This window comes from Mycobacterium sp., from assembly GCF_044370595.1.
Taxonomy (GTDB): domain Bacteria; phylum Actinomycetota; class Actinomycetes; order Mycobacteriales; family Mycobacteriaceae; genus Mycobacterium.
Genome location: NZ_JBILVF010000086.1, coordinates 1 through 13,863, shown reverse-complemented (window position 1 = coordinate 13,863; position 13,863 = coordinate 1). Strand labels below are relative to the sequence as shown.

Genomic DNA, 13,863 nt, shown 5'->3' with positions numbered 1-13,863 from the left:
CGACGCGCCGAACGACACGCCCGCCGCGGCTGGGGCGGCACTGGCTCACCCGCGCGGGGAGGACTCTTTTGGAACACCTGCCAGGACGGCCCTATGATCACCTCACACGGCTGTGACACACTTCACTAAACGCGCAGGGGGTCAGGTCATTGACTAGCCATGTCGGGCAGGTGTGGCGATGACGGCGCCGTCCGATCACCCCCACGCCTCCGGGGTGTCGCCCTGGTCGTCGCCGACGTCGACGAGGTCCTATTACGTCGCCGCCCTGCGCGCGGCCGCAATCTCCCTGGTTCTGCTGGTCGGGCTGGGCGTGCTCATTCTGCTTTGAACCCACCTGTGCCGGCCTGAACCCAAGGTGCCAGCCGGGTTGCGGTGTCCTTGCGGTGCGTGCCGTGGATAGAGCAATGTTGGAGGCGCGCGGACCGCTTGAACGCACCAACGCACTGCATCGAGAGAGGAAGGAATCGCGTGGCTGACTACACCCTGCCGGACCTTGATTGGGACTACGGGGCCTTGGAACCCCACATCTCCGGCCAGATCAACGAACTTCACCACAGCAAGCACCACGCCGCCTACGTCGCCGGCGTCAACGCCGCGGTCGCCAAACTCGAGGAGGCCCGGGCCAATGACGACCACGCCGCAATCTTCCTCAACGAGAAGAATCTGGCATTCCACCTTGGCGGCCACGTGAACCATTCGATCTGGTGGAAGAACCTGTCACCCCACGGCGGCGACAAGCCCGCCGGCGATTTAGCCGCCGCAATCGACGACGCGTTCGGCTCCTTCGACAAGTTCCGTGCTCAATTCACCGCGGCCGCCAACGGGTTGCAGGGCTCCGGCTGGGCGGTGCTGGGTTATGACAGCCTGGGCGATCGGCTGTTGACCTTTCAGTTGTACGACCAGCAGGCCAACGTGCCGCTCGGGATCATCCCGCTGCTGCAGGTCGACATGTGGGAGCACGCGTTCTACTTGCAATACAAGAACGTCAAGGCCGACTACGTGAAGGCATTCTGGAATGTCGTCAATTGGGAAGACGTACAAAGCCGCTACGCCGGCGCCATTTCGAAGACCAAAGGCTTGATCTTCGGCTGATCAGCCCGGCCGCCAGGGGCGTGGCGCACACGCGCGACGCCCCTTCTGCGTAATTAGCACTCGCGTCCTATTGTCTGCCAGCGCTGCTGTGCCCCATGCTGTTGGACGAACGGACCCGCTGTCGTGTCGCACTGGCTGTAACGAGGTGTCGCGGAGGCGAGATGGACAATTCAGGACGCCGCATCGAGATTGCGCCCTTCCATGCCCGCGGTTCACTGAAAGGCTTTGTGGTTTCCGGGCGGTGGCCTAACTCGACCAAGGAGTGGGCGCAGCTTCTGACCATGGCGGTGCGGGTCGCATCACTGCCCGGATTACTCTCCACCACAACCATTTTCGGTGTTCGCGAGGAGTTACCGGAGAAGGCGCACCCCGGAACCGTAGGACTTGTCCTCGCAGAAGGCACTGTGGTGGGGGAATCGGCGGTTGCGCCGGGCCATTTCGCCGACCGTCAACCACCGGCGCTGATGATGCTGCATCCCCCCAGTGAGACGACACCGTCGCTGCCGGAGTGCTCCGGGGCCGCATCGGGTTGCGTACTCCTGCCCGGGCTGCCCCATCTGGGCTTGGAGCACCGGGCGGCCTGGGTGGAGGCCGAGGCCGACGGGACGGTGACCAATATGGTCAGCCGGGTCGGCGTCGATCCCATCAGCCACCCCGATACCGCCATCCTGGCGATGCTGCTCGCGGCGTGACGCCCCCGCATCACAAACCTGAGTGAAACCTGAACATTTCCTGAGTTTCCAGCAAATCGAGCGCGGGGGGCGAGGGGCGTCTGGGCATCGAGTTCGACGGTTGCCCGGCGGCGCCCCGAGCAGAGTATCCGGTCGGCCGGAATAAGATCCCGGCTAATGAACAGCAGGCAAGCATAAGTATCCTTACTCGTCGCAGCAGCCCATTTGGCCTCCATCTCCCGGCGGGCGCTGCAACTGTGCGGCGACTGTCGTGCCCCGCGCGGATCGCAACAGGATGGGCTAATCGGAGTTTGCAGTTGGCCGATCGCACGACCTCGCTGTACATTCGTCAGCAAAGACGATAAAGGGTTTCTGAGGCTCGAGAATTCACGCATGGAGGTCATTCGATGAGTACAACGTTCGCCGCGCGGCTGAACCGGCTGTTCGACACGGTTTACCCGCCGGGTCGGGGTCCGCACACGTCCGCCGAGGTGATCGCAGCGCTCAAGGTCGAGGGTGTCACCATGTCGGCCCCGTACCTGTCCCAGCTGCGTTCCGGCAACCGCACCAATCCGTCCGCGACGACGATGACGGCGCTTGCCAACTTCTTTCGCATCAAACCGGAGTACTTCACCGACGACGCGTACTACGAAAAGCTCGACAAAGAACTGACCTGGCTTGCCCACATGCGCGATGAGGGCGTTCGCCGGATCGCCTCACGCGCGGTCGGTCTGTCGCCGGAAGCTCAGCAGGACGTCGTCGAGAAGGTCGATGAACTGCGCCGCCGGGAGCACCTCGAAGCCTGACCCGTCAGCCGGTCGCCCGGTCGGATCTGGGCCGCGCTGAACGTCGACGGTCCGTTCCGGCCAGGTCGTTCAGTTCCCGGTACTGCCGGGCTATCTGCAGAATCCAGTCGCGGTCCGAGCAGTCCGGGGGCTGGTGCAGCCAACGGCGTCCGGGGAAGGCTCCCTGGGCCTTGACCCACATCGCGACGCTGCGTGCCTGTTCAGCGGAGGTGAGCCCGGCAGGCGGCTCGGGATCCTCAGTTGCCCCGGGCTGCTGTGCCCGCAGGCTCTCCAGATACAGCGCGTCGGAGATCAGCGAGAGCCGCTCGGCCACCCGGAACACCAACGGTCCGCGCGGCCGCACGCCGATCCCGATGTCGGGGTGTCGGCGGTGCATCTCCTGGCGCAGCGGTTCGATGAGACGTAGTTCCCGGCGCGCACCGATCCAGTCCTCGATCGAGGGCAGCAACGCCCCAGCCGCAACGATGGCCATAGCGCACAGCAACAGGGTCACCGCGGTGCTGACACCGGCTTGCCGTGGGGCGCCGACCGCCCGGGACAGCAAGAAGCCGCTGGCCGCGACGATCAGAACCATGCCGGCGGTGAACAGCAGCAGAGCGCGCCCGCGACGGCTGGCACTGGACAGCCGCATGCCCACCCAGGCCACCACCGTCAAGGCCAGCAGCACGTAGAGCAGCGGGATCAGCCAGTCCAGCACCTCACCGGGCAGGCCGAGGTTGCGGGCGAGGTACTCCTTGGGGGCCATCTCCGGTTCGCGTCCGTCGCCCGTGAACAGCACCAGGGTGATCACCGCGATCGCCGCCGCCACGCAGTACTGGATGACCGCCAGCCGACGGGTGACCTCCGGCCGCGCCGTCGAGGCCACCGACGTGATCATGACGAAACTGCCCGCGGCCGAGGCCACCAGCGCCACCTGGCTCAGCCCGACCGCAATGTTCGGCCAGCGCAGGCCGGTGTTGACCAGCAACGCCAGTGGCGGCCAGTTCAGGGCGGCCACGACAGCCAAGCTGCCCAGCGCGATGATCATCGCGTTGCTGACGACGGACTGCTGGTTGACCAGCGCCCAACCGATCCGCAGTCCGGTCGCCATCCCCAGCAGACCGGCGATGATCCAGACGATCAACCAAACGCCTCACCGAGGCGAACCTGCACGATCGACGTGCGGTCACTGGGCAATCGGCCGAGGCGGTGCAGCAGCAGAGCAGCGAAATCCTCGGCCTGCTGTTCGACGTCCTCGCCACCCGGCCCCATACAGCCGGTGCGTTGGTTGAGCATGTAGCTGATCAGATCATCGCTGGCCAATTCGGCTGTCTCCCTGGCCAGTTCGGTTACCGGGATCCCCTCATGACCGAGCACCAGATGGCCCAGTTCATGGGCCAACGTCCGGTCGGCGGTGGGCAGGCCTTCCTGGATGAGGAACTCGTCGTGGTCGGCGAACTGACGCCACTGCCCCGAAACGCCCGGTGGTAGTTCGGCGGTGGTGACCTCGATCGGTCGTGACCGGTGCGCACCGACCGCCGCAACCAGCCGCGCCAGGGACACCTCCCCGCGACGGGGCGCGAGCGCCAGCACGTCGTTGACGGCTTGGGTCACCTGGCGGTCAGCTGACATCGCCCGTTCCTCCGGTCATCGCAGGAACCCTGCCGCCCCGGCCGCCTGCATGACGTAACCGGCCTTGGCCTGGCGGTACCCGATCAGCCCGCCGAGTGCTGTCATCCCGACGATCGCCACCACACCGGGCAGCGCCGCGGCAGCCACGGTGGTGAAGTCGGCGTTGCGTAATTCTTCCGGGTACCCCAGCCGAACCGAGTCCGGCGGGCCGGGCAGGCCGGGCAGCGAGACGGGTGCGGCCGCGGCCGACGGGCTGGGCGGCGTTGGCGCGGTTGGGCCGCTCACCGGCGGGCTGCTCGGGGCGGGGTCCGGCGGGTTTGCCGCTGGCGGTGGCGCGGCGGGCGGATCAGCGGCTGCGGCCGGCAGCGCACTGACAGTCGGGGCTTGGGGCAGCGCCTCGTCGAATGGGGCGTCAAATGGGGCGTCAAATGGGGCGTCAAATGGGGCGTCGAATGGGGCGTCAGATGGGGCGTCGAATTCGGGGAGTTCCGGCTCCGCGACCATCCGGGGCGCCGCCGCCGGCATGGGCACCGGCAGACCCGCGATGAGGCCGTTGCCACTGCCCCCGTCCGCCGGATCCGGCGCGGGTGCCGGCGCGACGATGGGCGGCCACGGGCAGGGCCACGGTGTGGTCACGGCACCGGCCGCGTCGGTGCCCGGCGTCCGGGTGGGGGCCTGCCCGCGTCGGCGCGGGGTGTCGGCGGTTTTGGTGCGGGCGGTTTCGGTGCGGGCGGTTTCGGTGCCGGCGGTTTCGGTGCCGGGGGTATCGGTGCCGGGGGTATCGGCAACAGTGCCCGATCCAGACGGGTCGGCGGCTGCGGGTGCCGCCGCGGCGACGGCGGCTCCGGCGCAGAGCACGACAGTGGCGATCGTCCCTGTGATCACCGACCGGTTCACGAACATCCCTGACACGAACGGGGCGCCCAAGACGGCGCCGGAGTTTGCAGAAGCCCTCCAATTGTGGCATATCCGCAGGTCGCTTAATCGCGGCTTGGTCCGGGCGATAGGGTTTAGCGCACGGGTCGGTCGTCGGGCCGATGTGTGCCGCCGCCCCCAGAGGAGAAAGGCAGCTGCGATGGGCCTGTTCACCAAGCGAAAGAGTCGCGCGACCAGGCGCGCCGAAGCCCGTGCCCTCAAGGCGAAGGCGAAAATGGAAGCCAAGCTCGCCGCGAAGAACGAAGGCAAACGCATCAAGGCCTCCGCACGCGCCGAGGAGAAGACAGCCAAGGCAACCCTGCGGGCGCAGAAAGGCAGTGACCGAACCGCGCTGAAGGTTGCTGAAACTCAACTTCGCGCCGCGCGTGAGGGCAAGTTACTGGCACCGGGACGGATTCGGCGCACCCTGACGGCCTCCCGGCTGCTGGCGCCGGTCGTCGTGCCGGTCGCCTACCGCGCCGCGATCTCCGCCCGCGGCGTCATCGACGAACGCCGCGCCGACCGGCTGGGCGTTCCGCTGACCCAACTGGGCCAGTTCTCCGGCGCCGGCGGACGACTGTCGGCGCGGATCGCCGGCGCCGAGCAGTCGTTGCGGCTGGTCGACGAGCGTAATTCCGACGCCGAGACCCGCCAGTTCGTGTCCGCCATCACCGAACGGCTGACCGCGCTGGCCGCCGCGGTGCCGGCCGCGGAGAACATGCCGGGACCCCGGCGCCGGGCCGCGCAGGCCTCGATCGGTGAGCAACTCGACGGCATCGAGGCAGACATCATGGCTCGGCTGGGGGTCCTCTAGTGCTCCTGGTGCGGCTACTCCTCGGCGTGTTGTTGATCGCCGCCGCCACCGCCGGGGTGCCGAGCGCTTCCGCGCACACCGCCCTGACCGCGACCGACCCGGCCGCCGATTCGACCCTCACCGCCGGACCTGAACGGGTGACCGCGACATTCAACGAGGAACTGCAGCCGACGTTCGCGGCGATGACGGTCGTGGGTCCGGACGGCAATCTGTGGTCCAGCGGCGATGCCGCGGTTCGGGGCGCGACGGTCAGCGTCGGCGTGCGGCCGCTGGGACCGGCCGGCACGTACACCGCGAACTACCGGGTGACCTCCGCCGACGGCCACGTAGTGTCGGGATCGTGGTCATTCACAGTGACGGTGCCCGGAACGGGTCAGCCCGGCCCGGCCGTGCAGAATCCGGACCCAGCGGGTCGGGTTCCGATGTGGCCCTTCGCTGTTGGCCTGACCGCACTGATCGCCGGTGCACTGCTGTGGGCAGTGCACCGCCGGCGCAGCCAGACTGGAATCATCGCGCAGCACAGCGAGGAGGGGTAGATGGCAGATTCCCAGGACAAGGAGGACGCCGCAGAGGCCCCCGCCACGCCGAAGAAGGCGGTCAAGAAGGTTCCCGCTAAGACGGTCGCCAAACGAGTTCCAGCCGCGAAGGTTCCGGCAAAGATTCCCGCCAAGGTTCCCGCCAAGGTTCCCGCCAAGGTTCCCGCCAAGGTTCCCGGAAAAAAGGCAGCCGCTAAAAGTTCTCCCGCGAAGAAGGCCCCCACCAAAAAGGTTCCCACCAAAAAGGTTCCCGCGAAGAAGGCCGTCCCCGCGCCTGCCCGGCCCGCATTGACGGCACCGCCGCCGCGCGCGGCGCTGACCGCCGGCGACTCTCCTGCCCGGCAGTCGGCCACCGATGCCAAGCCCTCGGTTCAGCGGGCCGACAGTCCGGCCGTGGCCCGGTCCGGCCCACAGGGCGACTACCGTCTTCCCGTTTCCCTCGGCCTGGCCGCGGCCGGCCTGGTGGCGCTGGTGTTGAGTCGGTTGCGCCGCGGCTGAACCACGATGACCGTCACCTTCCGGCCGACCGCCGACCTCGTCGACGACATCGGTGCCGGCGTGCGCAGTTGCGATCTGCAATTCCGCCAGTTCGGCGGGATCAGCGAGTTCGCCGGGCCGATCGCCACCGTCCGCTGTTTCCAGGACAATGCGCTGCTGAAGTCGGTCCTCTCCGAGCCCGGCGACGGCCGGGTCCTGGTCGTCGACGGCGGCGGTTCGCTGCATACGGCCCTGGTCGGTGACGTCATCGCCGACCTCGGTCGCACCAACGGCTGGTCCGGGCTGATCATCAATGGCGCGGTCCGCGACGCCGCCACGTTGCGCACCCTGCGGATCGGTATCAAAGCGCTGGGGACGAACCCGCGCAAGAGTGAGAAAACCGGTGCCGGCCAGCGTGATCTCGTCATCTGCCTCGGCGGTGTCGACTTCTGTCCGGGCGATCTGGCGTTCAGCGATGACGACGGCATCGTTGTGACGGCGGTCTGAGCCGGGCGGCGAGGGGTGCCCGCGTTGGACCGCCCGTTCGGTTCGGCTTAGGGTGGACGGAATGTCGGATCGCTACCCCCCGACGCGGCCCACCGTCCGGAAATTGGCACTGTTGTGCCTGCTGGCCGGTGTTCTGATCGCGGGACTGATGTTTCCGGTCGTGGGCGGCCTGGGAATGGCCAGCAACCGTGCGTCGGACCTGTTCACCCAGCGGTCGGCGGACCTCGTGGACGGTGACGTGCCGGCGGTGTCGACGATGGTCGACGCTGAAGGCAAGCCGATCGCCTGGCTGTACGTCCAGCGGCGCTGGGAGGTGCCCACCGAGAGCATCGCCGACACCATGAAACTGGCGATCGTCTCGATCGAGGACAAGCGCTTCGCCGCCCACAACGGGGTGGACCTGCAGGGCACCCTCACTGGTTTGGCGGGCTTCCTCAAGGGGGGCACCGACACCCGCGGCGGTTCGACTATCGAGCAGCAGTACGTCAAGAACTTCAACCTGTTGGTGAACGCCGAGACCGATGCCGAGCGCCAGGCCGCGGTGGAGACCACCCCGGCCCGCAAGCTGCGGGAGATCCGGATGGCGCTGGCACTTGGTAAGTCGCTGAACAAAGCGGAGATCCTGACCCGCTATCTGAACCTGGTTCCGTTCGGCAACGGCGCCCATGGGGTGCAGTCCGCGGCGCGAACCTACTTCGGCGTCGAAGCGTCCCAACTGAATTGGCAGCAGGCGGCGCTGCTCGCGGGTTTGGTGCAGCAGACGACCGCGCTGAATCCCTACACCAACCCGGAGGGCGCCCTGGAGCGCCGCAACGTGGTGCTGGACACCATGATCGAGAACCTGCCCGACCGGGCGGAGGAGTTGCGCGCAGCCAAGCAGCAGCCCCTTGGTGTGCTGCCGCAGCCGGCCTCCCTGCCGCAGGGCTGCATCGCAGCCGGCGACCGCGCGTTCTTCTGCGAGTACGCCCTGGAGTATCTAGCCCGGGCGGGCATCAGTAAGGAAGACGTCGCCCGCAAGGGTTACCTCATCAAGACCACCCTGGACCCCAAGGTGCAGACCAGCGTCAAGAACGCGATCAATGCCGTCGCCGACCCCGCCCTGGACAGCGTGGCCAGCGTCATGAGCGTCATCCGGCCCGGCAAGGACCGCCACCCGGTGCTGGCGATCGCCAACAACCGCGGATACGGACTGAAGCTGGAAGCCGGCCAGACAGTGCAGCCGCAGCCGTTCACGTTGGTCGGCGACGGCGCCGGTTCGGTGTTCAAGATCTTCACCAGCGCCGCGGCGCTGGACTCCGGGATGGGTATCAACGCCCTGCTCGACGTGCCGCCGTTCTTCGCCGGTCAGGGGCTCGGCGACAGCGCCACCCCGGGCTGCCCGCCCAAGACGTGGTGCGTCAAGAACGCCGCCCCCTACCGCAGTCCGTTGAGCATGGCCGACGCGTTGGCGTTGTCGCCCAACACCGCCTTCGCCCGGCTCATCGAGCAGGTGGGAGTCGGACGCACGGTGGACATGGCGGTGCGGTTGGGGCTGCGTTCCTACGGTGAGCCGGGGAGCGCCCGGGACTATGTGCCCAAGAGTGACGAGAGCCTCGCCGACTACATCAAGCGGGAGAACATCGGCTCGTTCACCCTCGGCCCGTTCGAGGTCAACGCCCTGGAGTTGTCCAACGTCGCGGCCACCCTGGCATCCGGCGGCATGTGGTGCCCCCCGAACCCGATCGAGCAGGTGTTCGACCGTCGCGGCCAAGAGGTGATGGTCCCGACCGCCAAATGCGAGCAGGTGGTGCCCGAGGGGCTGGCCAACACGTTGACCGTCGCGATGGCCAAGGACACCACCATGGGTACCGGCGCCCCGGCGGCCGGCGCGGCCGGATGGGGACTGCCGATGGCCGGTAAAACCGGCACCACCGAATCGCACCGCTCGTCGGCGTTCCTCGGCTACACCAACCAGTTGGCGGCTGCCAGCTACATTTTCGACGACTCCCCGCAGCCGGCGGCATTGTGCACGTTCCCGCTACGCAAGTGCGGCGGTGAGGGCAACCTGTACGGCGGCACCTCCCCGGCTCAGACGTGGTTCCTGGCGATGAACCCCATTGCCACGAGTTTCGGACCGGTGACGCTGCCGCCGACCGATCCGCGCTACGTCAATGGCGCCCCACCGGTCGAGGTCCCCGCCGTGGTGGGGATGAAACTCGATGCGGCCATCAAGCGCCTCCGCGATGCCGGCTTCAAGGTGCCGGATGACCCGGCACAGGTGAACAGCACCGCCAAGAAGGACTCCGTGGTCGGCACCACCCCCGCCGGGCTGCTGATGCCGGGATCGGTGGTGACGGTGAACACCAGCAACGGTGTCGCGCCGCCGCCGGTGTACAACCCGCCGCCGGTCTACATCCCGCCGCCGGTCTACATCCCGCCGCCGGCCTACACACCGCCGCCGCGGCCCCCGGCCTACACCCCGACCTACGACGACTCACCGCGCTACACCCCGGAGTACATCCCCGACTACAACCCGCCGCCACCGCCGCCACCGCCGCCCCCGGTCGACCCGGGGCCGCCGCCACCCCCGGGCGTCAACATCATCAATATTCCGGGTCTGCCGCCGATCACCATCCCAGCGGCTCCTCCGCCCCCGCCACCGCCACCCCCTGGGCCGGAGTTCCTGCCGCTGCCGCCGCCGCCTCCGCCGCCTCCGCCTCCGCCACCGCCTCCGCCTCCGCCTCCTCCGCCGCCACCCCCGCCACCGCCACCGCCGCCGGGACTGCCGCCGCCGCCTCCGCCGTAGCGGCGGTCAGCGGGCCGGCCAAGCCAGCAGCCGGTCCGCCGACCAGGTGTTGATGACCCGGTCGGCGGAGATTCCGGCGTCCAACGCCCGCTGCGCGCCGTAGCCGAGAAAGTCCAGTTGGCCGGGGGCGTGCGTGTCGGTGTCGATGGAGAATGCGCAGCCGAGTTGATCGGCGAACGCTGCGTAATCCGACCAACACATCCGGCTCTCGACCCGACCAGGCCTGGGCGATCACGGCAGCGGTCTTCGGCCCGACGCCGGACAGGGTCTGCCAGCTTTCGCTGCGGCCCAGACGGTCCCCGGTCTGGTGGTCCAGCGCTGCGATGACTCCCGGGCACGGTCCTTGTAGCAGGCGATTTGCCGCAGCGCCGCCACCGGATCCATCACTCCAGTGTGACTCGCGCTCAGAGGCGGCGGGTCGGTTAACCGAGCGGCTGGTTCACCCGCACACCGCGGTAGATCGCGCGTCGCACGATCAGTGGCATGAGCACCCGTCGCACCGACCACGCCGGTATTCGAAACGGGCGACCGTTCGGCGCGAACACCTCCACCCCGTCGGCCTGGATACCGATCACCGACCCCCAGCGGCGGCGCGGTGGACGGTAGGACCGCAGCGTACGACCCGCCTGTTCGGCCAGGATGTTGTGCGCCAGGATCCCATCGGCCCGATTGCGGGCAGAGGACCGCAACGGGTCGGTGGCCGCGACATCCCCGATGGCGAAGACGCCGCGGTACCCGGGAACCCGCAATTCCGATGTGACGTGGACAAATCCGCCGGCGTCGAGCAGGTCGGGCGGCAGCCAGGCGGTGTTGGGCCGCACCCGGCCCAGCGCCCACAGCACCGCGTCGGCCCGGGCCGGCGGTTGCCCGGTCGACCATCGCACTTCCCCGTCGGTGATGGCGTCGCAGTTGAATCCCTCCGGGACAACAGCCCGGTGTCCGGGGTGCACGCCCACACCCAGCCGATCCAATCGGCGCTGCAGGTGGTCCCAGGTCCGCGGGTGGTGCTCCCGCAGTGCGCGGTCGTGGGGAAAGTACAGATCCACCGCGGTGCTCGGCCACCGGGCCGCGATGTTGGCCGCAGCGCTGACCGCCGCCGCACCGCCGCCGATCACCATCACCGATGCGGCGGCGGCCAGACGGTCATGGGCCGCGGTGATCTCAACCCGGACCTCATCGGCATTCTGCAATCCCGGTGTGCGCCAGAAACCGTTGGTCACACCGGTCGAAATGACCAGGGCATCATAGGGTTCGGCGACGGGCGTCCCGTCCGGCCGCCGTGCGTGAACGGTGCGGGAAGCCAAATCCACCCCGGTCAGTTCAGCGTGCACCGTCCGGACGGTGTCCAGGGCGCGGTAGCGGTCGAAGGACACCCAGTAGTCACGCGCCCAGTCCGCCGGGCGGGTGAGTCGCACCCCGAGTTCCTGACCGCTGACCAGTGCGGGCTTCGCCGAAATGCCGACCACATCGGCCGACCGGGCCAGCCGGATCGCGGTCAGCAGTCCGCTGTCGCCCAGACCGGCCACCACCACCCGCGGGCGATTCACATCCGGGCCCGGCGGGGCGGACGCGGCACCAGACGCGGCACCCGGGCGATCACGTCCTGGTATTGCGGACGACGCTCCAGGCTCCGCTTTTCCATCATCGGGATGCTGGCGCCGAGGAACATCGCCACCATCACCGCGACCCCGACGAACAACCACCAGGCGTCCCGGGGCGAGGCGGCAATACCGAACAGCGCCACCGAGAACCAGAATCCGATCTCGCCGAGGTAGTTCGGGTGACGCGACCACGCCCACAACCCCTGATCCATCACGCCCCCGGGCCGGCCGGCCGCAACGAACCGGCGCATCTGGGTGTCAGCCACCAGTTCGAGGGTGACAGCGGCGATGCCGACGGCGAACGCCAGCCAGGCCAGCCACACCAGTCCGTCACCGGGCCGGGTCAGGGCAATGTAGGCCGGCACCATGCCGACGAAGACCTGGATCGTCGGAAAGAGGTGGATGGCGAAAAGGTCGGCTAGGAACTCGAAGCGGCCTGCACCGTCCCGCAGGATCGGGTAGCGCCAGTCCTCGTGGTGCATACCGGCAAATCCGTGTGCCCAGTTCGATGTCAGCCGCACCGCCCAGTAGCCGACCACCACCGCCATCAGCCATCCGCGCAGCGCTCCGGGACCGGACAGGCCGATCGGACCCTGCCACCACCAGTAGGCCACCAGCAGCGGCGGGATCACACTCCAGTACGCGTCGTAGAAACTGGAGTTCCGGTAGGCGCGGCTGAAGCCGAAGATCACCAGCGTGGCCAGCACATCGGCGATCAGGGTGTCCAACCACAGCCGGCCGGTGCTCGGTCCCCAGAGCAGCCAGGCGGCCGCTACGGCGACGGCGATGATGTAGGCCATCGCGACCACCGTCAATGCACGGCGTTTGTTCATGGCGGCCTCCTCACCCCGGGCCACCGCTGAGGCCCGCACCCCCCGCTGCCCGGAATGTTAGACGACGTCACTTCGTGGGTAGTGCCGCTTGATGACCGCGGTGCTCGTCTCCCGCCGGCCCATCCCGCCCCCGCGGGGCCTTCGGCTACGCCACCCTGGTCTACGCCCGCCGGGACACGGTTATCGTGGCTGCATGAGCACTTCTGCTGATGCCGATCGGGTCGCGGAACTGGCCCAGACGGTTGTTGCCGAACATGACCCCAAACAGGTTCCGGTGACCGAATTTCTCGGCGCCTGCTACGACGCCGGGCTGTCGTGGATTCATTTCCCCGAAGGCCTCGGCGGGCTGGGCGCCTCCCGGGGGCTGCAGGCCGTCGCCGACACTATCCTGCAGGGCGCCGGCGGCCCGGTGCCGCTGGGCCTGAACCCGATGGGCTACGGCATGGCCGCCCCGACTGTCCGCGAGCACGCCGCCAACGACGAGATCAAGAAATTCTTCATGCGTCCACTGGCCACCACCGAGGACATCTGGTGCCAGCTGTTCTCCGAGCCGGGCGCAGGATCCGATTTGGCCGGCTTGGCCACCTCCGCGGTACGGGACGAGTCCGGCCACGGGGACTGGATCATCAACGGCCAGAAGGTCTGGACCAGCCTGGCGCACAAGGCCCGCTGGGGCCTGCTGCTGGCCCGCACCGACCCGGATGCCCCCAAACACAAAGGGCTGACGTACTTCGTCCTGGACATGCACGCGTCCGGTGTCGAGACCCGGCCGCTACGGCAGATGACCGGTCAGGCCGAATTCAACGAGGTTTACATCATCGACGCGCGCATTCCCGACATCCACCGACTCGGTGCGGTCGGGGACGGCTGGCGGGTGGCGATGACGACGCTGATGAATGAGCGCAGCGCCCTGGGTGCCAGTGGCAGCCGTCGCGGCGGCGGCGCCATCGCCGATGCGGTGCAGTTGTGGGCGTCGCGGCCCGATCGACACACCCCGGTGTTGCGCGACCGTCTGACCCAGTTATGGCTGCGCTCAGAGGCCCAGCGGCTGACCTCGGAGCGGTCCCGGGCTGCCGCAACGACCACCGGCGGCCCCGGACCCGAAGGCTCGATCGGCAAGATGGTGGGCGCGGAGCTCAACCAAAAGATCTACGAGTTCTGCATGGATCTGCTGGGGCCGGAAGGACTTCTTTACCACAGCTATTCCATGTACGG

15 protein-coding genes and 1 pseudogene are annotated in these 13,863 nt (G+C 68.3%); 10 read left to right on the top strand and 6 right to left on the bottom strand.

Features of this window, described 5'->3' with window-relative positions; translation table 11 throughout:
* Positions 1-178: 178 nt before the first annotated feature.
* The 4 genes from ADBZ5N_RS12130 (at position 179) to ADBZ5N_RS12115 (ending at position 2,569) form a co-directional block, all read left to right on the top strand.
* Positions 179-328: a hypothetical protein gene (locus ADBZ5N_RS12130; protein ID WP_526257731.1), complete on the top strand. Its 150-nt coding sequence runs from the start codon at positions 179-181 to the stop codon at positions 326-328.
* 140 nt (positions 329-468) lie between these two features.
* The gene (locus tag ADBZ5N_RS12125) at positions 469-1,092 is read left to right on the top strand and encodes a superoxide dismutase (RefSeq protein ID WP_526257730.1); all 624 of its coding nucleotides are present in this window, start codon (positions 469-471) and stop codon (positions 1,090-1,092) included.
* Between the two features lie 161 nt (positions 1,093-1,253).
* On the top strand, positions 1,254-1,784 hold the full coding sequence (locus ADBZ5N_RS12120; RefSeq protein WP_526257729.1) for a peptidase: 531 nt from the start codon (positions 1,254-1,256) through the stop codon (positions 1,782-1,784).
* 386 nt (positions 1,785-2,170) lie between these two features.
* Positions 2,171-2,569: a transcriptional regulator gene (locus ADBZ5N_RS12115; protein WP_526257728.1), complete on the top strand. Its 399-nt coding sequence runs from the start codon at positions 2,171-2,173 to the stop codon at positions 2,567-2,569.
* 4 nt (positions 2,570-2,573) lie between these two features.
* Here the strand turns inward: ADBZ5N_RS12115 and ADBZ5N_RS12110 are convergent, their stop codons facing one another.
* Genes ADBZ5N_RS12110 through ADBZ5N_RS12100 form a run of 3 tightly spaced genes read right to left on the bottom strand, consistent with a single transcriptional unit; the run spans position 2,574 to position 5,077 of the window.
* Positions 2,574-3,692: a hypothetical protein gene (locus ADBZ5N_RS12110; RefSeq protein WP_526257727.1), complete on the bottom strand. Its 1,119-nt coding sequence runs from the start codon at positions 3,690-3,692 to the stop codon at positions 2,574-2,576.
* Positions 3,689-4,180, bottom strand: a complete 492-nt coding sequence (locus ADBZ5N_RS12105; protein ID WP_526257726.1) for an ImmA/IrrE family metallo-endopeptidase — start codon at positions 4,178-4,180, stop codon at positions 3,689-3,691. The genes ADBZ5N_RS12110 and ADBZ5N_RS12105 overlap by 4 nt, the downstream gene beginning before the upstream one ends.
* Positions 4,181-4,195: 15 nt before the next feature.
* Positions 4,196-5,077 (bottom strand): hypothetical protein, encoded by an 882-nt coding sequence (locus ADBZ5N_RS12100; RefSeq protein ID WP_526257725.1) that lies wholly within the window; start codon positions 5,075-5,077, stop codon positions 4,196-4,198.
* A gap of 178 nt (positions 5,078-5,255) precedes the next feature.
* Here ADBZ5N_RS12100 and ADBZ5N_RS12095 point away from each other — a divergent pair, with 178 nt between their 5' ends.
* The 5 genes from ADBZ5N_RS12095 (at position 5,256) to ADBZ5N_RS12075 (ending at position 10,214) form a co-directional block, all read left to right on the top strand.
* On the top strand, positions 5,256-5,909 hold the full coding sequence (locus ADBZ5N_RS12095; RefSeq protein ID WP_526257724.1) for a DUF6474 family protein: 654 nt from the start codon (positions 5,256-5,258) through the stop codon (positions 5,907-5,909).
* Between the two features lie 5 nt (positions 5,910-5,914).
* Positions 5,915-6,445 carry a copper resistance CopC family protein gene (locus ADBZ5N_RS12090; RefSeq protein WP_526257732.1) on the top strand — a complete coding sequence of 177 codons (531 nt, stop codon included), beginning with the start codon at positions 5,915-5,917 and terminating at the stop codon, positions 6,443-6,445.
* On the top strand, positions 6,446-6,943 hold the full coding sequence (locus tag ADBZ5N_RS12085; protein WP_526257723.1) for a hypothetical protein: 498 nt from the start codon (positions 6,446-6,448) through the stop codon (positions 6,941-6,943).
* Positions 6,944-6,949: 6 nt separating this feature from the next.
* A complete protein-coding gene (gene rraA, locus ADBZ5N_RS12080) occupies positions 6,950-7,429 on the top strand; it encodes a ribonuclease E activity regulator RraA (protein ID WP_526257722.1) in 480 nt (159 codons plus the stop codon).
* Between the two features lie 61 nt (positions 7,430-7,490).
* A complete protein-coding gene (locus ADBZ5N_RS12075; protein ID WP_526257721.1) occupies positions 7,491-10,214 on the top strand; it encodes a penicillin-binding protein in 2,724 nt (907 codons plus the stop codon).
* A 6-nt stretch (positions 10,215-10,220) separates the two neighbouring features.
* Here the strand turns inward: ADBZ5N_RS12075 and ADBZ5N_RS12070 are convergent.
* The 3 genes and pseudogenes from ADBZ5N_RS12070 to ADBZ5N_RS12060 form a co-directional block, all read right to left on the bottom strand.
* A pseudogene (locus ADBZ5N_RS12070) lies at positions 10,221-10,388 on the bottom strand (PHP domain-containing protein); the annotation flags it as partial.
* A 248-nt stretch (positions 10,389-10,636) separates the two neighbouring features.
* Positions 10,637-11,761 carry an FAD-dependent oxidoreductase gene (locus ADBZ5N_RS12065; RefSeq protein WP_526257720.1) on the bottom strand — a complete coding sequence of 375 codons (1,125 nt, stop codon included), beginning with the start codon at positions 11,759-11,761 and terminating at the stop codon, positions 10,637-10,639.
* A complete protein-coding gene (locus ADBZ5N_RS12060) occupies positions 11,758-12,648 on the bottom strand; it encodes a DUF1295 domain-containing protein (RefSeq protein ID WP_526257719.1) in 891 nt (296 codons plus the stop codon). The genes ADBZ5N_RS12065 and ADBZ5N_RS12060 overlap by 4 nt, the downstream gene beginning before the upstream one ends.
* A 193-nt stretch (positions 12,649-12,841) precedes the next feature.
* Between ADBZ5N_RS12060 and ADBZ5N_RS12055 the strand changes: the two genes are divergently transcribed.
* On the top strand, positions 12,842-13,863 hold a 1,022-nt coding region (locus tag ADBZ5N_RS12055), incomplete at its 3' end, for an acyl-CoA dehydrogenase family protein (protein ID WP_526257718.1).